Consider the following 24,617-nt stretch of genomic DNA (forward strand, 5'->3'; position numbering starts at 1 on the left):
CTGATACGCTGGTATCCCGTGGAACTGGTGGGAACGAGGGCCGGGAGCCCCTCCACCGGCGTCACTCTCCGACACGACACCCCACGGGAGCCCCCTCTTGGCACAGCCCCATTCCGGCAAGTCGGCCAACGGCCGCGCCGTGACGACCAAGCACCTCTTCGTCACCGGGGGTGTCGCCTCTTCGCTCGGCAAGGGCCTCACCGCCTCGAGCCTCGGCGCGCTGCTCAAGGCCCGCGGCCTGCGGGTGACGATGCAGAAGCTCGACCCCTACCTCAACGTGGACCCGGGCACCATGAACCCGTTCCAGCACGGTGAGGTCTTCGTCACCGACGACGGCGCCGAGACCGACCTCGACATCGGTCACTACGAGCGCTTCCTCGACACCAACCTGCACGGCTCGGCGAACGTCACCACCGGCCAGGTCTACTCCACCGTGATCGCCAAGGAGCGGCGCGGCGAGTACCTCGGCGACACCGTCCAGGTCATCCCGCACATCACCAACGAGATCAAGTCCCGGATCCGCCGGATGGCGACCGAGGACGTCGACGTGGTCATCACCGAGGTCGGCGGCACCGTCGGCGACATCGAGTCGCTGCCGTTCCTGGAGGCCGTCCGCCAGGTCCGCCACGAGGTCGGCCGCGACAACGTCTTCTTCGTGCACGTCTCGCTGCTGCCCTACATCGGCCCCTCCGGCGAGCTCAAGACCAAGCCCACCCAGCACTCGGTGGCCGCGCTGCGCAACATCGGCATCCAGCCCGACGCGATCGTGCTGCGCGCCGACCGCGAGGTGCCGCAGGCCATCAAGCGCAAGATCTCGCTGATGTGCGACGTCGACGAGGAGGCCGTGGTCGCCGCGATCGACGCCAAGTCGATCTACGACATCCCCAAGGTGCTGCACGGCGAGAACCTGGACGCCTACGTGGTGCGCCGCCTCGACCTGCCGTTCCGCGACGTCGACTGGACGGTCTGGGACGACCTGCTGCGCCGCGTCCACGAGCCGCAGCACGTGGTCAAGGTCGCCCTGGTCGGCAAGTACATCGACCTGCCGGACGCCTACCTGTCGGTGACCGAGGCGCTGCGCGCCGGCGGCTTCGCCAACAACGCCCGGGTCGAGATCAAGTGGGTCACCTCCGACGACTGCGAGACCCCCGAGGGCGCGCAGGAGCAGCTCGGCGACGTCGACGCGATCTGCATCCCCGGTGGGTTCGGTGACCGCGGCGTCACCGGCAAGGTCGGCGCGATCACCTACGGCCGCGAGAACAAGATCCCGCTGCTCGGCCTGTGCCTGGGCCTGCAGTGCGTGGTCATCGAGGCCGCCCGTAACCTGGCCGGCCTGCCCGAGGCGAACTCCACCGAGTTCGACCCGGCCGCCAAGCACCCGGTCGTCTCCACCATGGCCGAGCAGCTTGCCATCGTCGATGGCAAGGGCGACCTGGGCGGCACCATGCGTCTGGGCCTGTACCCGGCGAAGCTCGCCGAGGGCTCCATCGTGCGCGAGGTGTACGGCGGCGAGCAGTACGTCGAGGAGCGCCACCGCCACCGCTACGAGGTCAACAACGCCTACCGCGCCGACCTGGAGAAGACCGGCCTGCAGTTCTCCGGCCTCTCCCCGAAGGGCGACCTGGTCGAGTACGTCGAGTACCCGCGCGAGGTCCACCCCTACCTGGTCGCCACCCAGGCCCACCCCGAGCTGAAGTCCCGCCCGACCCGGCCGCACCCGCTGTTCGCGGGCCTGGTCGCGGCGGCGATCGACCGCAAGGTCGGCTGACGCTCTCTTCTGTTTCTTCTGTGCGCGTGAGGCTGTGCGCGTGAGGCCGCCCGTCCTGGAGTTCGCTCCGGGGCGGGCGGTTTCGGCGTGTCGGGAGGGGTCGGTCCGCTAGATTGTGTCTTTGTGTCGGACTGACGAGAAGGGGTGGTGCCCGGTGACCGGGATGCGCGACGTGGCCGAGGAATGGGACGTTCGGGACGGGCACACGCCCTTCCAGGGCAGGATGACCGGGATGCGCTCCGAACAGGTGCGGATGCCCGACGGCAGCTGGGCCCAGCGCGACTACCAGCTCCACCCCGGCTCGGTGGCCGTCCTCGCCGTTGACGAGCAGGCCCGCGTCCTCGTCCTGCGCCAGTACCGGCACCCCGTCCGGCACCGCCTCTGGGAACTCCCCGCCGGACTCCTCGACGTCCCCGGGGAGAATCCGCTGCACGCGGCCCAGCGGGAACTCTTCGAAGAGGCGTACTGCAAGGCCGGGAACTGGCGGGTACTGGTCGACTTCTACACCTCGCCCGGCGGCAGCAACGAGGCGCTGCGGCTGTTCCTCGCCACCGACCTCGCCGAAGCCGAGGGGGACCGCTACGCGGCCCACGGCGAGGAGCTGGAACTCGAATCCGCGTGGGTTCCGCTGGAGCAGCTGCTCGACCTGGTCCTGGCCGGCGAACTCCACAACCCCGTGCTGGTCACCGGCACCCTCGCCCTCCACACCGCCCTGGCCCGCGGCGGCGTCGACGCGCTCCGTCCGGCGGACGCGCCGTGGCCGGCCCGGCCCTTCTGAGAGTGCGCTCCGCGCGGGGTGCGGTGGGGGTGGGGTGCGCTCCGCGCGGGGTGGGGCGGGGGGATTCGCTTCGCGTGGGGTGCGGCGAGTAGTCGTGTCGTGGTTGCCCGGGGCGGCGTTGGGGGCGCCTCCGCCGGGCGGGCCCGCCGCTGCTGGCGCGGCCGTTCTGGGAGTGCGCTCCGCGTGGGGTGCGGTGGGGGTGGGGTGCGCTCCGCGCGGGGTGGGGCGGAGGGATTCGCTTCGCGTGGGGTGCGGCGAGTAGTCGTGTCGTGGTTGCCCGGGGCGGCGTTGGGGGCGCCTCCGCCGGGCGGGCCCGCCGTTGCTGGCGCGGCCGTTTTGAGTGCGCACCCGCGCGGGCGTGGCGGGGGCCGGTGTGATGGGGGCGCGTTCTGTGCGGGGACGGCCCGTGGTGGGTTTGGGCCCCCGGGCGGGTGAGCGGCTGATTCACTTCTTCTGGCACGCGCTTTCGTCCGATCCGGGGTTCCGCTGCGCCATTCCCGGCCGGGGTTGGGCCGGGGGGGTGGTGTGGGGGTTGGCGGGACCGGGGTGGCTGGGTGGGGCGGGGTGGTCGAACTACGCTTCGCGGACAGGGCCCGGTGTGCGGGCCCGGGGGCTGGGCGACGGTCGGGAGTGGCGCGGGTGGCGAGGGATGCGGCGGCGGTGGCCGAGGCGGCCGGGGTCTTCGACGCGTTGCCTGCGGGCGCCCGGCCGTTCGGCGGGCGGACGGCGGAACTCGCGGCGCTGAGGGTGGCGGCGGGGCGGCCCGCGCCGGGGCGGGGGCGGTTGCTGGTGCTGGCGGGGCGGCCGGGGTCGGGCCGTACCGCGTTGGCGGTGGAGTGGGCGCGGAGGGTCGCGCAGGAGTACCCGGACGGGTTGCTCTACGCGCGGATGTCGGCGCCGGACGGGACGCGGGTGGGGGCGGGCCGGGCCGCCAGGAGGCTGCTGGAGCAGCTCGGTGAGCGGCCGGGACTGGCGTTGCTGCCCGGGGCGGCCGAGGAGGACCCGGCGTGCGAGGCACTGCGTGAGGCACTCGGGTCGCGGCGGGCGTTGCTGTTGCTGGACGACGTGCGGGACACCGGTCAGGTGTGGCCGTTGCTCGCGGAGAAGACCGAGTCGGTGGTGCTGGCCACCACCTCGGGTCCGCTGACCGGTATCGAGGGTATCGATCCGGTGATCCTGGGCGGTCTGGAGCACCGTGTCACGATCGAGTTGCTGTCCGCGCTGGTCGGCGGCACCCGGATCTCCTGCGACCCGGTGGGCGCGGCGGAGCTCGCCGAGGCGTGTGCCAACCGTCCGGCCGCGCTGCGGCTGGCCGCGGGCTGGTTGCGTACCGAGCCGCGGCTGGCCGTCACGGAGGCCGCAGCCCGGTTGCGCCGTCCGCCGGAGCAGCTGCGGGAGCGCTCCCGTGCGGAGGCGGCGGAGCAGCCGGACACCGTGCCGGTGGTGGAGGGCGATCCGCTGCGGGGGGCGTTCGAGCCCGCGTACCGGCGGTTGCCGGCCGCCCGGGCCAGGCTGCTGCGGCTGTGCACCTTGGCGCCCGGTCAGCAGGTGGATCTGCGGACCGCGTCGGCGCTGATGGGCTGCCCGGCGCCGGAGGCGGGGTCGCACCTGGCCGCGCTGGCCGAGCTGGAGCTGATGGAGCGGGAGCCGGCGGCCGCCGACGGCACCGAGCGGTACCGGGTGCCGGGGCGGCTGTACGGGCGGCTGGTGGAGCTGCGCACCGAGACCGACCGGGCGTCCGAGCTGGAGCTGGCCCGGGCCCGGCTGCTGGAGCGTCTGGTGCGGCTGGTCGACTCGGCGCGGCTGTTGCTGGACCCGGCGGCCGGGCCGAACCCGGACCCGCTGCCGGGGCCGCTGCGGCTGCGTTCGGCCGCGCACGCCGGTCAGTGGCTGCTGGGGGAGCGCGAGCAGCTGCTGGCCGCCGTCGCGGACGCCGTCGGCCAGGGCGACCTGGACGGCAGCGCGGGCCGGCTGGTGACGGCGCTGCTGCGCGCTCTGCCGCTGACCGGGGAGGCCGCGCCGGCCGACCTGCACGCGCTGCACGAGTCGGTGCTGAAGGTCGCCGAGCGGCAGGGCGCCCCGCGCCGGGCCGCCGCCGCGCTGCTCAACCTCGGCGAGCTGCAGGCGGACGCGGGCCGCTGGGAGCAGGCCGCCGAGCGCTACCGCCGGGCCGTGGAGCTGTCCCGGGGCGCCGGGGACGAGGGCGGCTGTGCCCGCGCGCTGGAGGGGGTCGGCCACTGTCACCGGGCGCTCGGCGATCCGCTGCGGGCCGCCGACGCGTACGGGCGGGCGCTGGTGCTGCGGCAGGCGGTCGGCGACCAGGCCGCCGAGGCGCGGCTGCTGGTGCGGCTGGCGGAGGCGCACACCGCGCTGCGGCGTTTCGAGGAGGCGCTGCGCGAGTACCGCTCGGCGGCGGCGGTGCTGCGCCGGACCCGCGACGCGGAGGGCGAGCGGCAGGTCACGGCGCTGGCCGAGCGGCTGCGGCGGCACCTGGGCCAGGAGGGTCTTCGTCCGCTTTCGGAGTAGTGTCTTGAGTGCGGAGTTCGTCCCGCAATGTGGCCTCAGAACACAGGGAAGCCTACGAATCTGCCAACGAGTCGAGCTGATTTGTTCGCTTTGGAAGGCTGACACGCTGCCTGGGCTTCATTACACTCGAACTCAGTCGCGCATGGACCTATGCACCGGTTCGCCCGTTGTGCCCATCGTGTGCGGCAACCCGCCGGTCTTCCCCCGGTAGGAATCCCCATGGCAAGAGGACGTGTTAGCCGTGAAGGTCGGCATCCCCCGCGAGGTCAAGAACCACGAGTACCGCGTGGCCATCACGCCTGCCGGTGTGCATGAGCTGGTCCGCAACGGACACGAGGTCGTCATCGAGGACAACGCCGGTGTCGGCTCCTCGATCCCCAACGAGGAGTACGTGGCCGCCGGTGCGACCATCCTCCCCACCGCCGACGAGGTGTGGGCCGCGGCCGACATGATCCTCAAGGTGAAGGAGCCCATCGCGTCGGAGTACCACCGACTGCGCAAGGGTCAGACCCTGTTCACCTACCTGCACCTGGCGGCCGACCGCCCGGGCACGGACGCGCTGCTCGCCTCCGGCACCACCGCCATCGCGTACGAGACCGTGCAGCTGGCGAACGGCGCCCTGCCGCTGCTGGCCCCGATGTCCGAGGTCGCGGGCCGCCTGGCCCCGCAGGTCGGCTCCTACCACCTGATGCGTCCGGCCGGCGGCCGCGGCACCCTGCCCGGTGGCGTCCCCGGCACCCACCCGGCCAAGGCCGTCGTCATCGGCGGTGGCGTCTCCGGCTGGCACGCGGCCACCATCGCCATCGGCATGGGCTACGACGTGACCCTGCTGGACCGCGACATCAACAAGCTGCGCGAGGCCGACAAGGTCTTCGGCAACAAGATCAAGGCCATCGTCTCCAACGCCTTCGAGCTGGAGAAGGCCGTTGTCGAGGCCGACCTGGTCATCGGCGCCGTGCTGATCCCGGGCGCCAAGGCCCCGAAGCTGGTCACCAACGAGCTGGTCTCCCGCATGAAGCCGGGTTCCGTGCTCGTCGACATCGCCATCGACCAGGGCGGCTGCTTCGAGGACTCGCACGCCACCACGCACGCCGAGCCGACCTTCCAGGTCCACAACTCGGTCTTCTACTGCGTGGCGAACATGCCGGGCGCCGTCCCGAACACCTCCACCTACGCCCTCACCAACGCCACCCTGCCGTACGTGGTGGAGCTGGCGAACCGTGGCTGGAAGGAGGCGCTGCGCCGCGACGCCGCGCTCGCCAAGGGCCTGAACGTGCACGAGGGCCAGATCACCTTCCCGGCCGTCGCCGAGGCCTTCGGCCTGGAGTCGGTCTCGCTGGAGAGCGTCCTCGCCTGACGCCCCGCACTTGCTGTCGCCCCCGGCCGTCCTTCCCTCGGTCCGGGGGCTTCGGCATGCCCGTAACGCCCCGGGGGCGACACGGAGGTGTCCAGAGGGGCCGGTGAGGTGTCCGGGGGTGTCGCGAGGTGTCCACAGCCGGTCAATTCCGGTGCGGTTTGTCACCCGCTCTGTCGACAAGGACACCTGACGGCCCCTCATGGCCCGCCGCCTGCGCGGAAACGTTAGGCTCGTCTCTTGACACGGGGTGGGCGGGTGGCCGACACAACGTGCCCACTACCGTGGATTGTGTTGCTGCGAATGCCCGAAACGGCCTAGAGTCGCAAACCGTTGGCATGCTGCCACGCTGACGAATCGACATAGAGTCCTGGATGGCCAAGGAGGTAAGACGACTTGTGAATGAGTCGACATTTGCTCCCGGGGGTGGTCAGCCAGGACTGGCGGAGCTCTCCGCCGGGCAGCCGAACGAGGAAGCCCGGCACGCCACGGTGGGTGCGCAGGAGGTCGGCTCGGTCGCGGTCCGCACCTTCGAGGCCCGCCAGAGCGCGGCGACGGCCGTCGCCGACTTCGACGCCGACTTCGCGGCCTACGGGCTCGCCTACAACGAGCTCGGCTACGGGCCCTACGACGACCCCGACGCCGAGTACGAGCCCGACCCCGAGTACGCCGCCACCCTGGCCCCCGACGCGGCCCGCCAGCGCCGCGAGCGGGTCGGACCGACCGGCCGCCCGCTGCCGTACTTCCCGATCCCCGCGCCGGTCGCCGAGCACGGCCCCGCGCAGATCATCGCGATGTGCAACCAGAAGGGCGGGGTCGGCAAGACCACCTCCACCATCAACCTGGGCGCCGCACTCGCCGAGTACGGCCGCCGGGTCCTGCTGGTGGACTTCGACCCGCAGGGCGCGCTCTCCGTCGGCCTCGGCGTCAACCCGATGGAACTCGACGTCACGGTCTACAACCTGCTCATGGAGCGGGGCCTGACGGCCGATGAGGTCCTGCTGAAGACCGCCATCCCCGGCATGGACCTGCTGCCGTCCAACATCGACCTGTCCGCCGCCGAGGTGCAGCTGGTCAGCGAGGTCGCCCGCGAGTCCGCGCTGGCCCGCGCGCTCAAGCCGCTGCTGCCCGACTACGACTACGTCATCATCGACTGCCAGCCCTCGCTGGGCCTGCTGACGGTCAATGCCCTGACGGCCGCTCACAGCGTCATCGTGCCGCTGGAATGCGAGTTCTTCGCGCTGCGTGGCGTCGCGCTGCTCACCGAGACCATCGAGAAGGTCTGCGAGCGGCTCAACCCCGAACTGCGCCTGGACGGCATCCTCGCCACCATGTACGACTCCCGCACCGTGCACTCGCGCGAGGTGCTGGCCCGGGTCGTCGAGGCGTTCGGCGAGCACGTCTTCCACACCGTCATCGGGCGGACCGTCAGGTTCCCCGAGACCACCGTGGCCGGCGAGCCGATCACCACCTACGCCACCAACTCGGTCGGCGCCGCCGCGTACCGTCAGCTCGCCAGGGAGGTGCTCGACCGGTGCCGCCCCGTCGAGTGAGCCTCCCGGGGGCCGACGAACTGTTCCGGGCGACCGGGGGAATGGCCCTGTCGCCCTCGCTCGCGCGAAACGGTTCCGGCGGCGGTGCCAGTGCCTCCGGCGGCAGGCCCGCCGGGGCGCAGGAGCCTTCGAAGGACGGCCAGGGCGCTTCCGGGGCGGGCCGCACGGCGGACGTCCCGGGCGCCCGGCCGGAGCCCGCCGCGGGCCCCGCGGGGCGGGCGGAGGACCCCGCGGAGGCGGCGCGACGGGCGGCGACCACGACGGTGCGCGGACGCGGACGGGCCCGGCGCCCGTCCGGGCGGGAACGGCACGACGAGAAGATCACCGTGTACGTGTCCGCCGAGGAACTGATGGACCTGGAGCACGCCCGGCTGGTGCTGCGCGGCGAGCACGGGCTGGCGGTCGATCGCGGGCGGGTGGTGCGCGAGGCGATCTCTGTTGTTCTCGCGGATCTGGAGCAGCGGGGCGAAGCGTCGATCCTCGTTCGGCGGCTGCGCGGGCGGTAGGGGTCCTCCGCTCGGGGCGCTTCCGCGTGCAGGTCATTGTCGTGGGACGCGATCTTGCCGGTGGGTGCCTTCCGTTTCGCGCAGTTCCCCGCGCCCCCGGTTTCGGCTTCTCTGCCAGAATTGGGCGTTATGTTCCAGGTCCGGTTGGAGAACTTCGAGGGGCCGTTCGACCTGCTGCTCGGGCTGATCGCGAAGCACAGGATGGACGTCACCGAGGTGGCGTTGTCGAAGGTCACGGACGAGTTCGTGGCGCACATCCGGGCGATGGGGCCGGAGTGGGATCTGGACGCGGCGACCGAATTCCTGGTGGTGGCGGCGACGCTGCTGGATCTGAAGGCGGCGCGGTTGCTGCCGGCGGCGGAGGTCGAGGACGAGGAGGACCTGGCGCTGCTGGAGGCGCGGGACCTGCTGTTCGCGCGGCTGTTGCAGTACCGGGCGTACAAGGAAGTGGCGGGGCTGTTCGCGCAGCGGTGGGCGGCGGAGTCGTCTCGGCGGCCGCGGACGGTCGGGCTGGAGCCGCACCACGCGCAGTTGCTGCCCGAGGTGGTGCTGGCGGTCGGGTTGGAGCGGTTCGCGCAGCTGGCCGCGAAGGCGTTCACGCCGAAGCCGAAGCCCGTGGTGTACGTGGACCACATCCACATGCCGCCGGTGAGTGTGCGGGAGCAGGCGGCGCTGGTGGTGGAGCGGCTGAGCGCGCTGGGGGAGGCGACGTTCGGGCGGCTGGTGGAGGACGCGGACAACTCGTTGGTGGTGGTGGCCCGGTTCCTGGCGCTGCTGGAGCTGTACCGGGAGAAGGTGTTGGCGTTCGAGCAGCCGCAGGCCCTGGAGGAGCTGGTGGTGCGCTGGGTCGCCGAGGGGGAGCGGACGGTCGAGGTGACCGACGAGTTCGACCGCCCGGCGGGCGGGGAAGGCGGTGCCCGATGACGGAGCGGCGGCCGCGGCGGGCACTCGGCCTGCCCGGACAGGCCCGGCCCGGGGAGTGGCAGGAGCCGGTGCACCAGGACGGCGGGCCTGCCGCAGGGGTGCCGTTGCGGGCGGCGCTGGAGGCGGTGCTGATGGTCGCCGACGAGCCGGTGGCGGAGGCGCACCTGGCCTCGGTGCTGGAGGCGTCCAGGGGCGAAGTGGCCGCTGTGCTACGGGAGTTGGCGGCGGAGTACACGGCGCAGGGGCGCGGTTTCGAGCTGCGGCAGGTGGCCGGCGGGTGGCGGTTCTACAGCCGCGCGGAGTGTGCGGCGGCGGTGGACCGGTTCGTCCTGGACGGGCAGCAGGCCCGTCTGACGCAGGCCGCGCTGGAGACGCTGGCGGTGGTGGCGTACCGGCAGCCGGTGTCGCGCGGGCGGGTTTCCGCGGTCCGTGGTGTGAACTGCGACGGCGTGATGCGTACCCTGGTACAGCGAGGACTGGTCGAAGAAGCCGGCACCGAGCCCGAGACCGGAGCGATCCTGTATCGGACGACGAACTACTTCCTGGAACGGATGGGGCTGCGCGGCCTGGACGAGCTGCCGGAGCTCGCGCCCTTCCTGCCCGAGGTCGACGACGTGGAAGCGGAGTCCCTGGAGGGCACGATGATCGCGCAGGCGGTCGCCGCCGCACAGGAGGGGCCGAACCAGGCCGACCGGACCCAGACGGATACGACGTACGGACATTTTGATGCGTAGCAGTGGCAACGGCAGGAACAGCGGCGGCGGTCAGGGCCGGGGTGGACAGGGCGGCCGGGGCGGCCAGCAGGGCGGCGGCCGCGGCGGGTCGTCCTACGGCCAGGGCGGCGGCCAGGGTGGCGGCCGGGGCGGCTCGTCCCGGGGCGGCTCGGGCTCGTACGGCGGCGGCTCGGGCTCCTACGGGGGCTCGTCGCGCGGTGGCAGCGGGCGCGAGGAGCGCCGCTACCCGGACCGGCCGCTGCGGCCGGAGGAGCGCAAGTACGACCGCCCCGAGTACGGCGGCGGCCCGAACGCGACGCCCGGGCGCGGTGCGTACGGTACGCGCAAGCCCGGGGCGGCGCCCCGGCCGCGCCGGGACGGGCAGGGCGCGCCCGGCGACCCGCGGCGCCAGCCGCAGCGTTCGCGCGAGCTCCAGGGCCGGATCGAGGACCGGGTGCTGGCCCGGCACGAGGGCCCCGGCAAGCAGGTCGGCGAAGAGGGCGAGCGGCTGCAGAAGGTGCTGGCCCGGGCCGGCATGGGCAGCCGTCGGGCCTGCGAGGAACTGATCGCGCAGGGCCGGGTCGAGGTCAACGGCAAGCTGGTGATCGAGCAGGGCCTGCGGGTCGACCCGGTGAAGGACGAGATCAAGGTCGACGGGCTGACCGTCGCCACCCAGTCCTACCTGTTCTTCGCGCTGAACAAGCCGGCCGGTGTGGTCTCCACCATGGAGGACCCGGAGGGCCGGCAGTGCCTGGGCGACTACGTGACCAACCGGGAGACCCGGCTGTTCCACGTCGGCCGCCTGGACACCGAGACGGAGGGCATCATCCTGCTCACCAACCACGGTGAGCTGGCGCACCGCCTGACCCACCCCAAGTACGGCGTCACCAAGACGTACCTGGCGGCCATCCAGGGCCCGATCCCGCGCGACCTGGGCAAGCAGCTCGCCAAGGGCGTGGAGCTGGAGGACGGCTGGGCGCGGGCCGACAGCTTCAAGGTGATCTCCAACGTCGGCAAGAACTACCTGGTCGAGGTGACCCTGCACGAGGGCCGCAAGCACATCGTGCGCCGCCTGCTGGCCGAGGTCGGCTTCCCGGTGGAGAAGCTGGTGCGCACGGCCTTCGGGCCGATCTCGCTCGGCGACCAGAAGTCGGGCTGGCTGCGCCGGCTGACCAACCCCGAGGTGGGCGCGCTGATGAACGAGGTCGGGCTGTAGCAGCTTGCCCCGGAAGCCCGTTCGCCGTGCGACGGCGGGCGGGCTTCCGGCGTGTGCGGAGGGCTTTGCCGGGTCTTGACCGGTGAGGCGGACCGTGCGGCCTTGCTATCGTTCGACCCGGTGGCAGAAGATTGCCACCGAAGTTCGCCCCGACGCGTGGCGGAAGTGCGCCACCGCGTCAGGGGACGGGGCGGCGGGGGAAGGAAGCACATGCTCGACGCATTCACCGTGCTGGGCCTCGGGAGGCCCGACGGCCAGGTGTACGCCGCGCTGGTCGTCGCGCCGCAGTCGACCGCCCAGGAGTTGGCCGAACACTGCGGCCTGACCCTGGACCAGTGCCGGCAGGCGCTGGACCGCCTCGCCGAACAGGGCATGGCGACCCGCGCCCCCGTCGACCGGGAGCGCTACCTGGCGGTCGCCCCGGACGTCGCCATCGGCACCCTGATAGGGCACCGCGAAGCCGAACTGCGCTCCGCCCGCGCCGAGATGCACCGCCTGATGGACGCCTTCCGGGAGGCGTCCAGGTACACCGACCCGGCGCACTCGGTGGAGGTGCTCACCGGCGGCGAGGCCATCGCGCAGCGGCTGGAGCACCTGGTGGAGTCCGGCCAGTACCAGATCCGCGGCTTCGACTGCCCGCCGTACGTCCAGGACCCGACCGTGCAGCAGCCCCGGCAGCGGGCCAAGCTCAAGGCCGGGGTGCGGATCCGCACCGTCTTCGACAAGGAGGCGATCGCCTGGCCCGGGCGGCTGGAGCAGGAGATCCTCACCGGCGTCGAGGACGGCGAGGAGGCCCGGGTGCGGCCGGTGCTGCCGATGAAGATGATGATGGCCGACGACAAGATGGCGATCATCCCGATCAGCGTCGGCGACAGCGTCCTGGACGCCGCGTACGTCATCCACCCGTCCGCTCTGCTCCAGGCCCTGGACGCGCTGTTCGAGGCCGAGTGGGAGCGGGCCGTGCCGCTGCAGACGGTGATCGGCGGCGGCGACGGCCCCGGGCCGGACTCCGACCACCTGAAGCTGCTCGGGCTGCTCGCCGCCGGCCTCACCGACGAGTCGATCGCCCGCTCGCTCGGCTGGAGCGCCCGCACCACCCAGCGCCGCTTGCAGGGCCTGATGCGCGAACTCGGGGCCACCACCCGGTTCCAGGCCGGGATGGCGGCCCGCGAGCGCGGCTGGCTGTAGGGCCTGTCCGCCCGGCCGGATCGGCCGGACAGGCCCCGCCGCTCAGCTCCAGGGGCGCAGCGCGGCCCAGCGTCCGTCCGGGCCGCGCTCCAGCTTCTCCAGGCCCACCACGGCCGTCCGGTTCAGCCGCCCGTAGATGTGCGGGTACAGCACCCCCGGGGTGCTGCCCGGGGGCGGCCCGCCGGTGGCCGCCTCCCACTTCACCATCGGTTCGACGAGCTTCTCCTCGATCAGCAGCGCCATCAGCGGATCCGGGGTGTCCGGGAAGAACAGGTTGGCGACCGCCAGCACCGTGGTCTCGTCCGGCGAGCAGTGCAGGAAGCCCTCGGTGAGCAGCGAGGCGGCGGTGTACGGCCGGCCCGGGTCGCGCAGCCAGTCGTCCAGCGGGGCGAGATGGTAGATCATGTCTCTTTTGTACCGGAGTTGACCGCCTGTCGGGCGCGACCGCTCACAGCCCCGCCACCTTCGCCGCCGCCGACACCTCGTACACCAGCGTGACGGTGCGCCGGCCGCCCGGCGGCATCGGCACCTCCCAGCGGGCGATGCCGTCGGCGTCCAGCTCGTCCGGCGGCGGCGAGCAGCGTTCCTTGCGCAGCCGTACCTCCACCGCCGACACCTCGGAGACCGGGATCCGCTCGCGGACCGTCACCACCTGCTCGGCGTCCTCGCCCGGCGCGGAGAACCGCGACAGGTGCAGGCGCACCGTGCGGGTCAGCAGGGTGCGCTGGCCGCCCAGGCCGGTGCCCTCGCGGCGCTCCTCGGCCTCCCGGACCACCCGCAGGCCGTCCGTGGAACCGAACGCCAGGCGCACCGGCGCGCCCGGCGCGGCGAACTCCAGCGCGCCCCGCCCCGTGTAGCCGGAGCCGCGCACCAGATCCACCGGGCCGGCCAGCAGCGCGTGCCCCGAGGCGTTGGGGAACGACACCACCTCCGTCACCACCTCCGACAGCTCCGGCGCCGCCGCGAACTCGCTGCGCGCCCCCGTCTCGAACACGCTCACCGGCACCCGGTGCGCCCGCCCGTCGGAGGGCACCGTGACCGGCTCCGCGGCCCGCAGCACCCGCACCTCGCCGCCGTCGTCCACGCCCGGCAGGCTCGGCTCCAGCGGACCGGCGTCCGAGATCACCTGCTCGCGCAGCTCCACCTCGACGGTCTTCTTCTCCTGCGCGGAACGCTCCCGCAGCACCAGCCGGTCCTCGACCAGCGCCGGCGGCTCGCCCGCCAGCGCGGAACGCGCCGTGGACAGCGTCAGGGCGACGTCCGACCAGTCCTCGCCGGTGCGCTGCCACACCACCGCCTCGGTCTCCAACCGCAGTGCGCCGCCCACCAGTTCGGCCCGGTACGCCGGACGCCACAGCGCGCACGCCGTCAGATGACCCACCCGGGCCAGGAACCGGCCCGGCGCGGCGCACTCCACCGACAGCTCCACGAACGCCAGCAGCTCGGCCGGCTCCTGCTCGGCCCGGGCCAGCGCCAGCTCGGCGTGCCCCTGGGCCACCATCAACTCCGAGGCGCGCAGCCGCGAGGCCCGCAACTGCTCGCCGTACGACTCCCGTTCGGCATCCACCCGGTCCAGCTCGCGCGACCAGCGGGCCTGCTCCAGCTCGCCGCTGCCCGCGCCCTCGCCGATCTCCCGCAGCAGATCCGCCGCCAGCTGGCCGAGCAGCGCCAGGCGCGCCTCCAGCCGCTCCTGGCGGCGCGACTCCGACAGGTACTCGCGCTCCAGCTGGTGCACCCGGCGGCGCAGCGCCGAATCGTCCGGGCCCGGCTCCAGGGGCGGCCGCGGCTGCCAGGACCGCACCAGGCGGACATCCAGCACCTTCGCCGCGCCGGTCGGCGTGCCGTCCCCGTCCAGCATCGCCGCGTGCAGCGAACGGTCCACCGCCAGCGCCGTCACCGGGCCGAGCCGCAACCGGTGCACGCCCGGCTGGAGCTCCAGCTCCGCCGTCCGCTCCAGCTGCGCCCGGTCCTCCAGACACGTCACCGCGGTCACCGGAAGGGGAAAAGTCTCCTCGTACACGTTCAACTCCTCCGATTCCCGCCGACCACGGCCTTACCGGCCGGGATGCGGATCACATAACCGCCCGTCAGCTCCACCGAACCACCCGCCGGCACCACCACCCGGCGGATCCGCGCCGAGGAGGGCACCCCGGCGGACGGCTCCGCGGGCGGCGACCAGCCCGGGCGCTCCTCGATCCGCACCTCCGCGTCGCCCGACACCGGGACCCGCTCGCGGACCTCCACCGACGCCTCGTACGGCAGCCGGTTCACCAGCTCGATCCGTACACCGTGGTCCAGCACCGTGGTCGAGTTCAGCACCCCCGACGTCGACTCGCGCACCTCGCTGTGCCGCGCGACCCGCAGCTCCTCGGCCCGGCCCAGGCCCAACTCCCGCACCCCGCCGGGCGCCAGCGTCGGCAGCCCCGCCGTCAGCAGGAACTCGCCGTCCACCGACACCTCCACCGGGCCGGCCAGCAGCGCGTGCGCCGTCGCGTTCGACAGCTCCAGCACCGCGTACACCGCCTCCTCCACCGACGGCACGCACACGAAACCGGTGCGCACCCCCACCGGCAGCTCCGCCACCGCCACCGTGTGCCACACCCCGTCCGAGGGGACGTGCGCCGGGGCCTGCGCGTCGAAACGGTGGTCGAACGACCCTGCGGACAGGCGCGGCGGCGCCCCGAACCGCGGCAGCGGCAACCGGCCCACCTCCTCCGCCAGGTGCAGCGAGCCGCCCGCCCGGGGCTGCGACGGCTCCGGGAACAGCCGGCCCCGGCGGAACGGCTCCTGCTCCGGGCCCGCCAGCACCAGCGCCGCGTAGTCCAGCTGATCGGTGGACGGGCGCGGCTGCGGCGGCAGGGGCGGCGTGGCGTCCGGCACCGGGGCGGCCGCGCCGTACGCCGCACCCGGAGGAGCGGCGGCCGCGACCGGCACGGGGGCGGCCTGCGGTGCGAAGCCCGGGGCTGCGGGCGCGGACGGCGCGGCGTCCGCGCCACCCGCTCCGCCACCCGCTGCTTCACCCGCCGGGCCGCCGCCGAAGCGGGGCCGACCGGGCACCGCGCCACCCGGGCGGCCCCGCTTCGCGGACGGCTTCGGCGTCGGCGCCGGCGCGGACACCGCGATCGGCGCGGCCCCCGGCGCCCTGGGCGGCTCCGGTTTCGAACGCTGCGCGTCCTGCCAGCCCTCGAACAGGCCGTCCAGGCCCGCCGGTTGCGCCCGCCACCCCGACGGCGCGGGCGCCGTTTGGCGACGGCCGATCCGCAGCGAGCTCAGCTGCGGCAGCCCGCCCGGCCCGGCCAGGCTCGCCGTCGACAGCGCCAGCCGCACCCCCGACCAGTCCTCGCCCGTCCGCTGCGCCACCGAGGCCCGCAGCACCAGCCGCGCCGAACGCTCGCCCCGGCGGTGCGCCAGTTGGTACGTCGGCACCCAGACCGCGCCCGGCACCGTGTACTCCACCTCCAGCTCCACCGGGCCCTCGCCGCGCACCGTCAGCTCCGCGCACGCCCCCGACTCCACCCCGCCCGGCTGCTCGGCGCTGGAACGGCTGTTCACCGCAGCCGCCGCCGTCCGGAAGGCGTGCTCCGCCAGTTGAAGCTCCAGGGCCAGCTCCACCGACCGCTCCTGCAGCACCTCCAGCCGGGCGTCCACGAACTCCGCCAGCGCCAGCACCGCGTCCGCCGGGGCCCGCCGGTGCCCGTCCTCCCGACGGCGCTGCGGCGGCACCACGCGCAGCGCCGCGACCTCGGCGATCCGCGCGTCCAACCGGTCCCGGCGCTCCTGCAGCAGCTCGAAGCGGTGCTGGAGCTCCGTCAACTCGCGTTCCCAGGAGGGGAGTTCGCCTTCTTCGCGGACCCGCGCCGGGTACCCCGTCCGGGCCTCGGCAACCCGCCCGGCGCCCGACAGCACCCGCGCCCGCAGCGACCCCTCCGCCGCCAGCAGCGGCAACCCCGCCACCCGCACCCGGCCGTCCGCCGGCAGCACACCCGACGCGCGGCGCCGGCACACCGCGCCCTGCGCGTGCACCACCACCGAGTCCAGCCTCGACTCCCACACCGCCTGCTGCCCCGCCACCTCGCCCCCTTCACCCGCAGGCCCGCACCCCGGACCCGGGCGCCCAGTCTGCACCCAACCGCCGCCACAGCGCCCGGATTTCCGCTGCGCGTCGGCCAACCGCGCTCCCCACCCGGCGGTGCGGGACAATGGCCCGACCAGCACCGTGACCAGCGAGACGAGAATCCGCCATGCGCACAGCCGCCGTCATCGGCACCGGACTGATCGGCACCTCCGCCGCGCTCGCCCTCACCCGCCGGGGCATAAGCGTGTACCTGGAGGACGCCGACCAGGACGCCGCCCGCACGGCCGCCTCGCTCGGCGCCGGCACCACCGAACTCCCCGACGGGCCCGTCGACCTGGCGATCATCGCCGTCCCCCCGGCGCTCGTCGGCAAGGTCCTCGCGGACTGCCAGCGGCGCGGCCTCGCCCGCTGCTACACCGACGTCGCCAGCGTCAAGGCCGGGCCGCGCGGCGAGATCACCGCGCTCGGCCTCGACACCGTCCGCTACATCGGCTCGCACCCGATGGCCGGCCGCGAACGCTCCGGGCCGCTCGCCGCCACCGCCGACCTCTTCGAAGGCCGGCCCTGGGTACTCACACCCACCCCCGACACCGACACCGAGACGCTCAACGCCGCGCTCGAACTCGTCGCGCTGTGCGGGGCGATGCCCATCGTCATGGACGCCGCCGACCACGACCGGGCCGTCGCGCTCGTCTCGCACGCGCCGCAACTGCTGTCCTCGCTGGTCGCCGCGAGGCTGGAGCACGCCGAGGAGACCGCCGTGCGACTGTCCGGGCAGGGCGTGCGGGACGTCACCCGGATCGCCGCCTCCAACCCCGCCATGTGGATCGACATCCTCTCCGCCAACGCGGGCGTCGTCGCGGACATCCTCGACGACCTCGCCACCGACCTCGCCACGACCGTCACCGCACTCCGGGCCCTCGAGGGCACCGACGAGAACGCGCGCCGCGAGGGCGCCGCCGGCATCGAAGCCGTCATGCGACGCGGCAACACCGGCCAGGCCCGCATCCCCGGCAAGCACGGGGCACCGCCCACCCGCTACGAGACCGTCACCGTCGTCCTCGGCGACCAGCCCGGCGAACTCGGCCGCCTCTTCGGCGAGGTCGGCGCCCTCGGCGTCAACATCGAGGACGTGACGATCGAACACTCGACGGGCCAGCAGGTCGGCCACGTGCAACTGGCTGTCGCCCCGGCCGTGGTGCGGGCGTTGGTGGCGGGGTTGCGGGAGCGTGGGTGGGGGGTGCGGGACTGACGGTTTGCCGCTGCGCGGGGCTTGGGTGGGGGATTTTTTGGGCCGGCAGGTCGGCCGCGCGCGGCGGGCTGTCGGCCCGGTGGTGGTGCGGGCGTTGGTGGCGGGGTTGCGCGAGTGTGGGTGGGGGGTGCGGGACTGACGGGTTTGCCGCTGCGCGGGGGCTGGGGGCTTTTTGGGGCCGGCAGGTCGGCCGCGTGCGGCGGGCTGTCGGCCCGGGGGTGGTGCGGGCGTTGGTGGCGGGGAGGCCGAGGGGGTCGCTGCGCGGGTGGCGTGTTGTCGGTCCGGCTGCCAGGGGGGACCGGCGGGTGTTCGCTGCGCGGGGCTTGGGGGCGGTGGGGGAATGTTGGTGGGTGGGAGCGATGAGTTTCGGGGGTGGGGGCCGTCTGTAGGGGTGGGCGCCGGTGGGGTGTCCATCGTGGTGGACGGAGGGCTTTGCGGTGAGTGGGACTGGCGGGCGACCGATGGTGGTGGGCATGGCGGCGTGGGAGGCGGCGCGGGAGGAGTTGTTGGTGTGGGAGAAGGCGCACACGCGGGAGGGGGACGCGTTGGCGGCGGCGCGGCGGGCGTTGCCGATGGTGGAGGTGGACGGGGCGGCCGAGGTGGTGGGGGCCGGTGGGGCGGTTGCGTTCCGGGAGTTGTTCCAGGGGCGTGACGAGCTGGTGGTGTACCAGCACATGTGGTACGACGGGGCGCCGTTCCAGGGGCAGTGCGAGGGCTGCACGATGGTGGCGTGGCACCTGGGGGACTCCACGTACCTGAACGCCCGGGGTGTCTCGTTCGCGGTGCTGACCAGCGGCCCGTGGGCGGAGGTCGCCCCGTACGTCGAGTTCATGGAGTACACCCAGCCCTGGTTCTCGGTGCGCGGCGCGCCCGCGCCGATCGGCGGGGACATGGGCCGGCTGATGAGTTTCCTGCGGGACGGCGACCGGGTGTTCCTCACGTACAGCACCACCGGCCGCGGCACCGAGCGGATCAACAGCTCGCTCGCGTTGCTCGACATGACGCCGTACGGCCGCCGGGAGGGCTGGGAGGACGTCCCGGAGGGGTGGCCCGAGGTGCCGGACGCGGGGTCGCCGGTGGGCGGGCACGGCGCGCCGATCGGCTGGTTCTGGCGGACCGACGCCCATGGTGTGGCGACCTGGGGCCCGACCGGCCGCCCGGCGCCGCAGTGGACCCGTCCGGGGGCGTCGCCGGTGGAGACTCTCGGTCGGGGTGGCCACTGCCACTGACCGGGGACGGGGCCGGGACGGGGTGGGGCGGGAGTCCATTAACCTTGAGGTGAGTTCTTGTGCCCTGAGAGAGAGGTTCGCCCCGTGGACAGTGTCGACCGAGCGTCGAACAGCCCGGTCGTCGTCGCCATCGACGGACCTTCGGGTTCCGGGAAGTCGACGGTGTCGCGGGCGGTGGCCGCGCGGCTGGGCCTGAGCTTCCTGGACACCGGCGCGATGTACCGGGCGATGACCTGGTGGATGCTCGCCAACGGGGTGGACGTGGACGACTCGGAGGCGGTGGCGATCGCCTGCGCGAAGCCCGTCATCGTCTCCGGTACCGACGCCGCCGGGCCGACCATAACCGTGGACGGCCAGGACGTCTCGGCCCCGATCCGCGGCCCCGAGGTGACCGCCAAGGTCAGCGCGGTGGCCGCGGTTCCGGCGGTGCGGGCCCGGCTGGTGGAGCTGCAGCGCGGCTGCGCCTCGCACACCGCGCGCGGCATCGTCGCCGAGGGCCGCGACATGGGCAGCGTGGTGTTCCCGGACGCCACCGTGAAGGTCTTCCTGACCGCCTCCGAGCAGGCCCGTTCGGCACGCCGGGCCGCCGAGCTGCGCGCCAAGGGCCTGGACGAGGCGACGATCACCGCGATGGCCGCCGACCTGGCCCGCCGGGACGCCGCCGACTCCTCCCGCGAGACCGCCCCGCTGGCCCGGGCCGCGGACGCGGAGCTGGTGGACACCAGCGAACTCACCCTGGAGCAGGTGATCGGTACGATCACCGCCCTGGTCGAGGAACGGGCCGGCCTGACCGCCGTCTGATCCCGAACACCCCCCTTTTTTGACGATCCGACCGCGCGAGATCCGCGCGGTTCGCGCTGCCCGCCGGGCAGGTACGCACGGTCCGCCCCTGGGAAGGGCCGGGCCGGGAAATGGAAGACGGAACATGAGCAACGACACGACCGCCCAGCACGGCGAGCTCGGCGAGGCCGAGTACGCCGAGTTCATGGCGCTCGCCGCCGAGGAGGGCTTCGACGCCGCCGAGGTGGACGCCGACCTGGACGGCCACGGCCCGCTGCCGGTGCTGGCGATCGTCGGCCGCCCGAACGTCGGCAAGTCCACCCTGGTCAACCGCATCATCGGCCGCCGCGAGGCGGTCGTCGAGGACCGCCCCGGCGTGACCCGTGACCGGGTCAGCTACGAGGCGATGTGGGCCGGTCGCCGGTTCAAGGTGCTGGACACCGGCGGCTGGGAGATCGACGTCCTCGGCATCGACGCGATGGTCGCCGCGCAGGCCGAGCTCGGCATCGAGCAGGCCGACGCGGTGCTGTTCGTGGTGGACGCCACCGTCGGCGCCACCGACACCGACGACGCGCTGGTCAAGCTGATCCGCCGCTCCGGCAAGCCCGTGGTGCTGTGCGCCAACAAGGTCGACGGCCCGTCCACCGAGGCCGAGGCCGCCTACCTGTGGTCGCTGGGCCTGGGCGAGCCGTACCCCGTCTCCGCCCTGCACGGCCGCGGCTCCGGCGACCTGCTGGACGCCGTGCTGAAGGTGCTCCCGGAGGCCCCGCCGCAGCTGTTCGGCGACGGCCTGGCCCCTGGCGGCCCGCGTCGCGTCGCGCTGATCGGCCGCCCCAACGTCGGCAAGTCCAGCCTGCTGAACAAGGTCGCCGGCGAGGACCGCGTGGTGGTCAACGAGCTGGCCGGCACCACCCGTGACCCGGTCGACGAGCTGATCGAACTCGGCGGCAAGACCTGGAAGTTCATCGACACCGCCGGTATCCGCCGCCGCGTCCACCTGACCTCCGGCGCGGACTTCTACGCCTCGCTGCGGACCTCCGCCGCGCTGGAGAAGGCCGAGGTCGCGGTCGTCCTGGTCGACGCCAGCGAGACCCTCGCCGAGCAGGACACCCGGATCATCTCGATGGCCGTCGAGGCCGGGCGCGCCGTCGTCATCGCCTACAACAAGTGGGACCAGCTCGACGAGGAGCGCCGCTTCTACCTGGAGCGCGAGATCGAGCGCGACCTGGTGCAGGTCCAGTGGGCGCCCCGGGTGAACGTCTCGGCGAAGACCGGGCGCCACATGGAGAAGCTCGTCCCCGCGATCGAGACCGCGCTGGCCGGCTGGGAGACCCGCATTCCCACCGCCCGCCTGAACGCCTTCCTGGGCGAGCTGGTCGCCGCGCACCCGCACCCGATCCGTGGTGGCAAGCAGCCGCGCGTCCTGTTCGGCACCCAGGCGGGTACCCGTCCGCCGCGGTTCGTGCTGTTCGCCTCCGGCTTCCTGGAGGCCGGCTACCGCCGCTTCATCGAGCGCCGCCTGCGCGAGGAGTTCGGCTTCGAGGGCACCCCGATCTCGATTTCGGTCCGGGTGCGCGAGAAGCGCAAGAAGAAGTAAGCAGCGGACGTTTTATACGGCTGTGGGCCGCGGACACCTGGGGTGTCTCGCGGCCCACAGCCGTATGGCGTGCGCGGTCAGGCGTCCCGGCCCGGGGGCAGCGAGAGCACCGAGCGGTGCCGCCCGCCCGCCGGGCCGGGGGCCGTCGGGCCGGCGGCGGGCGCCGGGGCCGCAGGGGGCTGCGGGGACGGGCCGAGGTAGCCGGTCGCCACCCAGCCCTGGCCGTTCGCCTGCGCGCCGGACCCCTGAGAGGGCATGAACGGCGGCGCGCCCTGGGCCTGCCCGGCGTAGGCCTCGAAGGACGGCTGCTGTTGCTGCGGATAGGGGGCCGGTTCGCGCCGTTCGGCCACGGCCTCGCGCGGCTGCTGGTCGCGGGCCGCGAGGAGCTGCTGCTGCGGGTAGGGGGCCGGTTCGTGCCGCTCGGCCGCCGCCTCGCGCGGCTGCTGGTCGCGGACCGCGAAGCCGGTGAACCGCAGCACCTCCTCGCCGGAGCGGTCGCCCGGCAGCGCGCGGAACATCCGCCGGTATTCGGAGTACAGCGAGTCGTAGATCGGGGTGGCCGACACCGGGTGCTCCGCGTCGTAGGACGGGCGCATGCCGGGGATCGACCGGCCGGCGGGGGAGGAGGGACGGCCGGCGGAGGCGAGGTCGTAGCTGTACACGTAGGAGCCAACGAGCGAGACCGGCTTGGGATGCGGGGGCACCGCCCCCAGTCCTATGGCCGGGCTGCCGCCCCGGACGTCCTCAACCCCCGCCCGGGCGGCCAGGGTTGACGCGCTGCTGGACGAGCCGGTGGCGGCCGGGTCGTTCACGGGGTCGGTCATCGGCGCGCCCCCCGCTCAGGTACCGGCCAGCGGCAGCATGCCCGCCGCGAGCACGCCGCGGGCGGCGGCCCGGTCCAGGGCCACGCGCAGCAGGTCCTCGCGGGGCTGGCGGCCGACCGCGCCGGCCGGCACCGCGAACATGAGCACCTCGGACTTGCGGGCCGCCGCGGCCCGCCACGCCGGGGTGACCTGCAGCGCCTGGTGGGCCTGCCACCAGGCGGCCGAGCCGCCGGTCGCCGAGGGCTGCAGGATCGCGTGCAGCTGCCCCATCGCCATCAGCACCGACCAGCCGGCCCGCGGGCGGGACGGCGCCCGGTTGACGTCCGGGATCAGCTGGAAGCCGTGTTCGGTCAGCAGCGACAGGAACTCGTCCTCGCCGCTGGTGCTGCCCGGCCGTCCGACGGGCCCGGTCGGCTCGATCACCAGCGCGGCCTGCTGGGTGTCGCCGCACAGCACGATGCCGCAGGTCACGCCGAGGACGGCGGGCTGCGGGCGACCGGGCGGTGCGGGGTTGATCGGCTGCGGGATGTTCACCTGGGCGACCGGCTGGGGCTGGGGCTGGGCCTGCGGCGGTACGGGTGCCGTCGGCCGGGGCTCGGGGGCAGCCGCGCCCTGGCTGATCGAGGCGACGGCGCCGCGCAGCTGCTGCTCGTCCACCGGCACCACCTGGGACGGGATGCAGCGGGCGTGCGCGAAGGCCAGCACCGCGGTCTCCTCGCCGACGAACAGGACCGTGCTGGTGGGTTCGCGCAGCGAGTCGCCCGGTTGTCGGCACGAGGTGCAGTTGTACGCGTCCGGGGCGTGCGCTCCGGCCAGCAGGCCCTCGGCCTCGTCGTCGCCGATCTCGGCACGTACGTCCTCGCTCACCTGAAGCATGCGCGGCACAAAGACTCCTCGTTTCGCCCTGACGTTCTGGGTGCGCCCGGCGGGACTTCCGGGTGCGCGGCGCGGGGCGCGCCGACCGCCTTTACCAACGGGAGGTTGTGGCTGGGGTCACGGGTGGGCGTCCGGACGACGAAATTTGCGCGGCTTCTGACTGCCCTGTGTGTGCGGGGCGTCGCTATCTGTCGACGCTGTGCCCGACCTCACACCACCCAAACTGTGACCGGGACCATATCCGCATAGGGAATGACTTTGGGAAAAGCGGACAAAGTGGACATTTGTCCTGGATTTGCTTGATCGATACCCCCGGTAACCCCGCGTTGACCTGGGAGAACCCGAAACTGTTTGGCACGTCGTGCACCGGCTCGTAGGTTCATGGCCGGTGCAACGAGCACCTCCCGGGTTCACCCCCGACGCAACGGTCCGCCCCGGCTCACCCCGGAACCGGACCCTGCGCCCACCGGCGCGACGGCAGCCAGCCGCCGCCGGGGATGCGGACAGGTGGCCGGGGCGGCAGCGGCACGTCCGACACGTGCACGGCCGCCCACCGGACTTGGCGAGCGAACACGGCCCTGCACAGGGTCTGGTTCCGCCTGCCCATCCCGGGAATGTCGAGAGGAATCTCATGACTTTCCGTAACGAGACTGCCGCCACCACCACCGCCTCCAAGCGCAACCGCATCCGCGCGGCTGTCGTCGGTGGCGCCCTGCTCGCCGCCCCGGTGGCCGGCCTCGTCACGGCCAACTCGGCCTCCGCCGCCGACGTCGCGACCTGGGACAAGGTCGCGCAGTGCGAGTCGAGCGGCAACTGGTCGATCAACACCGGCAACGGCTTCTACGGTGGCCTGCAGTTCACCTCCTCCACCTGGGCCGCGTTCGGTGGCACCGCCTACGCCCCGCAGGCCAACCTGGCCACCAAGGCGCAGCAGATCGCCGTCGCCGAGAAGGTGCTCGCCTCCCAGGGCCCCGGCGCCTGGCCGGTGTGCTCCGTCAAGGCCGGTCTGACCAAGGGCGGCGCGCCGGCCCAGGTCGACACCTCCGCCGGTTCCTCGACCTCCTCCTCGGCCTCCACCTCGAAGCCGGCCCCGTCGAACAACGCGGCCACCTCGAACACCGCGAAGACGAACACCGCGAAGTCGAACACCGCCGCTGCGGACACCTCCGCCAAGGCTTCCCGCTCCGAGGCCCGCGCCCAGGCCCCCAAGGCCCAGCAGGACGCCCCGAAGCAGACCGGGACGAACAAGTCCGGCGCTGCGGTCAACACCTACACCGTCAAGTCCGGTGACACCCTGTCCAAGATCGCCGCCGGCCTCGGCGTCGACTGGCACGCGCTGTACAACAACAACTCCGGTGTCGTCGGCGGCAACCCGGACCTGATCTTCCCCGGCCAGGTCCTGAACGTCTGAGACACCCTCGGGAGCTCCGCTTCCACGGGGATCCGCTGATCCCCCCC

The 24,617-nt window shown here is 73.5% G+C and carries 20 protein-coding genes; 15 read left to right on the forward strand and 5 right to left on the reverse strand.

The window, feature by feature from the left end:
• The first annotated feature begins 97 nt into the window (after window positions 1–97).
• From ACZ6R9_RS32005 to ACZ6R9_RS32050, 10 genes are all read left to right on the forward strand, one after another.
• Window positions 98–1,768: a CTP synthase gene (locus ACZ6R9_RS32005; RefSeq protein ID WP_380488630.1), complete on the forward strand. Its 1,671-nt coding sequence runs from the start codon at window positions 98–100 to the stop codon at window positions 1,766–1,768.
• A 163-nt stretch (window positions 1,769–1,931) separates the two neighbouring features.
• Window positions 1,932–2,546: an NUDIX domain-containing protein gene (locus ACZ6R9_RS32010; protein WP_380488646.1), complete on the forward strand. Its 615-nt coding sequence runs from the start codon at window positions 1,932–1,934 to the stop codon at window positions 2,544–2,546.
• A 639-nt stretch (window positions 2,547–3,185) separates the two neighbouring features.
• A complete protein-coding gene (locus ACZ6R9_RS32015) occupies window positions 3,186–5,072 on the forward strand; it encodes an AAA family ATPase (protein ID WP_465542145.1) in 1,887 nt (628 codons plus the stop codon).
• 241 nt (window positions 5,073–5,313) lie between these two features.
• Window positions 5,314–6,429 carry an alanine dehydrogenase gene (gene ald / locus ACZ6R9_RS32020; protein ID WP_465542147.1) on the forward strand — a complete coding sequence of 372 codons (1,116 nt, stop codon included), beginning with the start codon at window positions 5,314–5,316 and terminating at the stop codon, window positions 6,427–6,429.
• Window positions 6,430–6,917: 488 nt separating this feature from the next.
• Window positions 6,918–7,979 carry a ParA family protein gene (locus ACZ6R9_RS32025; RefSeq protein ID WP_380488647.1) on the forward strand — a complete coding sequence of 354 codons (1,062 nt, stop codon included), beginning with the start codon at window positions 6,918–6,920 and terminating at the stop codon, window positions 7,977–7,979.
• 41 nt (window positions 7,980–8,020) lie between these two features.
• Window positions 8,021–8,485 (forward strand): hypothetical protein, encoded by a 465-nt coding sequence (locus ACZ6R9_RS32030; RefSeq protein ID WP_465542221.1) that lies wholly within the window; start codon window positions 8,021–8,023, stop codon window positions 8,483–8,485.
• A 129-nt stretch (window positions 8,486–8,614) separates the two neighbouring features.
• Complete coding sequence (locus tag ACZ6R9_RS32035) at window positions 8,615–9,409, forward strand: segregation and condensation protein A (protein ID WP_465542149.1); 795 nt, start codon at window positions 8,615–8,617, stop codon at window positions 9,407–9,409.
• Entirely contained in the window at window positions 9,406–10,143 is a 738-nt protein-coding gene (gene scpB / locus ACZ6R9_RS32040) for an SMC-Scp complex subunit ScpB (RefSeq protein ID WP_465542151.1), read from the forward strand. The genes ACZ6R9_RS32035 and scpB overlap by 4 nt, the downstream gene beginning before the upstream one ends.
• Window positions 10,136–11,338 (forward strand): pseudouridine synthase, encoded by a 1,203-nt coding sequence (locus tag ACZ6R9_RS32045; protein ID WP_465542153.1) that lies wholly within the window; start codon window positions 10,136–10,138, stop codon window positions 11,336–11,338. Before scpB ends, ACZ6R9_RS32045 begins: the two co-directional genes overlap by 8 nt.
• Window positions 11,339–11,548: 210 nt before the next feature.
• Window positions 11,549–12,526, forward strand: a complete 978-nt coding sequence (locus ACZ6R9_RS32050) for a helix-turn-helix domain-containing protein (RefSeq protein WP_043910246.1) — start codon at window positions 11,549–11,551, stop codon at window positions 12,524–12,526.
• Between the two features lie 42 nt (window positions 12,527–12,568).
• On the opposite strand, the gene ACZ6R9_RS32055 is transcribed toward ACZ6R9_RS32050, so the two are convergent.
• The 3 genes from ACZ6R9_RS32055 to ACZ6R9_RS32065 are packed head-to-tail and all read right to left on the reverse strand — an operon-like array spanning window position 12,569 to window position 16,597.
• Window positions 12,569–12,931, reverse strand: a complete 363-nt coding sequence (locus ACZ6R9_RS32055) for a DUF952 domain-containing protein (protein ID WP_380488637.1) — start codon at window positions 12,929–12,931, stop codon at window positions 12,569–12,571.
• Between the two features lie 43 nt (window positions 12,932–12,974).
• Entirely contained in the window at window positions 12,975–14,552 is a 1,578-nt protein-coding gene (locus ACZ6R9_RS32060; protein WP_465542155.1) for a mucoidy inhibitor MuiA family protein, read from the reverse strand.
• Entirely contained in the window at window positions 14,549–16,597 is a 2,049-nt protein-coding gene (locus ACZ6R9_RS32065; protein ID WP_465542157.1) for a DUF4139 domain-containing protein, read from the reverse strand. Before ACZ6R9_RS32065 ends, ACZ6R9_RS32060 begins: the two co-directional genes overlap by 4 nt.
• A gap of 170 nt (window positions 16,598–16,767) precedes the next feature.
• Here ACZ6R9_RS32065 and ACZ6R9_RS32070 point away from each other — a divergent pair, with 170 nt between their 5' ends.
• From ACZ6R9_RS32070 to der, 4 genes are all read left to right on the forward strand, one after another.
• Window positions 16,768–17,853, forward strand: a complete 1,086-nt coding sequence (locus ACZ6R9_RS32070; RefSeq protein ID WP_380488640.1) for a prephenate dehydrogenase — start codon at window positions 16,768–16,770, stop codon at window positions 17,851–17,853.
• A gap of 461 nt (window positions 17,854–18,314) precedes the next feature.
• Entirely contained in the window at window positions 18,315–19,082 is a 768-nt protein-coding gene (locus ACZ6R9_RS32075) for a DUF899 family protein (RefSeq protein WP_465542223.1), read from the forward strand.
• 84 nt (window positions 19,083–19,166) lie between these two features.
• Entirely contained in the window at window positions 19,167–19,883 is a 717-nt protein-coding gene (cmk, locus tag ACZ6R9_RS32080; RefSeq protein WP_380488641.1) for a (d)CMP kinase, read from the forward strand.
• Between the two features lie 124 nt (window positions 19,884–20,007).
• Complete coding sequence (der, locus tag ACZ6R9_RS32085; RefSeq protein WP_465542160.1) at window positions 20,008–21,459, forward strand: ribosome biogenesis GTPase Der; 1,452 nt, start codon at window positions 20,008–20,010, stop codon at window positions 21,457–21,459.
• 77 nt (window positions 21,460–21,536) lie between these two features.
• Here der and ACZ6R9_RS32090 read toward each other — a convergent pair whose 3' ends face one another.
• Both ACZ6R9_RS32090 and ACZ6R9_RS32095 read right to left on the reverse strand, forming a co-directional pair.
• Complete coding sequence (locus ACZ6R9_RS32090) at window positions 21,537–22,283, reverse strand: hypothetical protein (protein ID WP_465542162.1); 747 nt, start codon at window positions 22,281–22,283, stop codon at window positions 21,537–21,539.
• Between the two features lie 15 nt (window positions 22,284–22,298).
• The gene (locus tag ACZ6R9_RS32095) at window positions 22,299–23,159 is read right to left on the reverse strand and encodes a hypothetical protein (protein WP_465542164.1); all 861 of its coding nucleotides are present in this window, start codon (window positions 23,157–23,159) and stop codon (window positions 22,299–22,301) included.
• A gap of 631 nt (window positions 23,160–23,790) precedes the next feature.
• Here ACZ6R9_RS32095 and ACZ6R9_RS32100 point away from each other — a divergent pair.
• Window positions 23,791–24,570, forward strand: a complete 780-nt coding sequence (locus tag ACZ6R9_RS32100) for a transglycosylase family protein (RefSeq protein ID WP_380488907.1) — start codon at window positions 23,791–23,793, stop codon at window positions 24,568–24,570.
• Window positions 24,571–24,617 lie beyond the last annotated feature (47 nt).

The sequence above is a fragment of the Kitasatospora sp. NPDC048662 genome, from assembly GCF_055587065.1.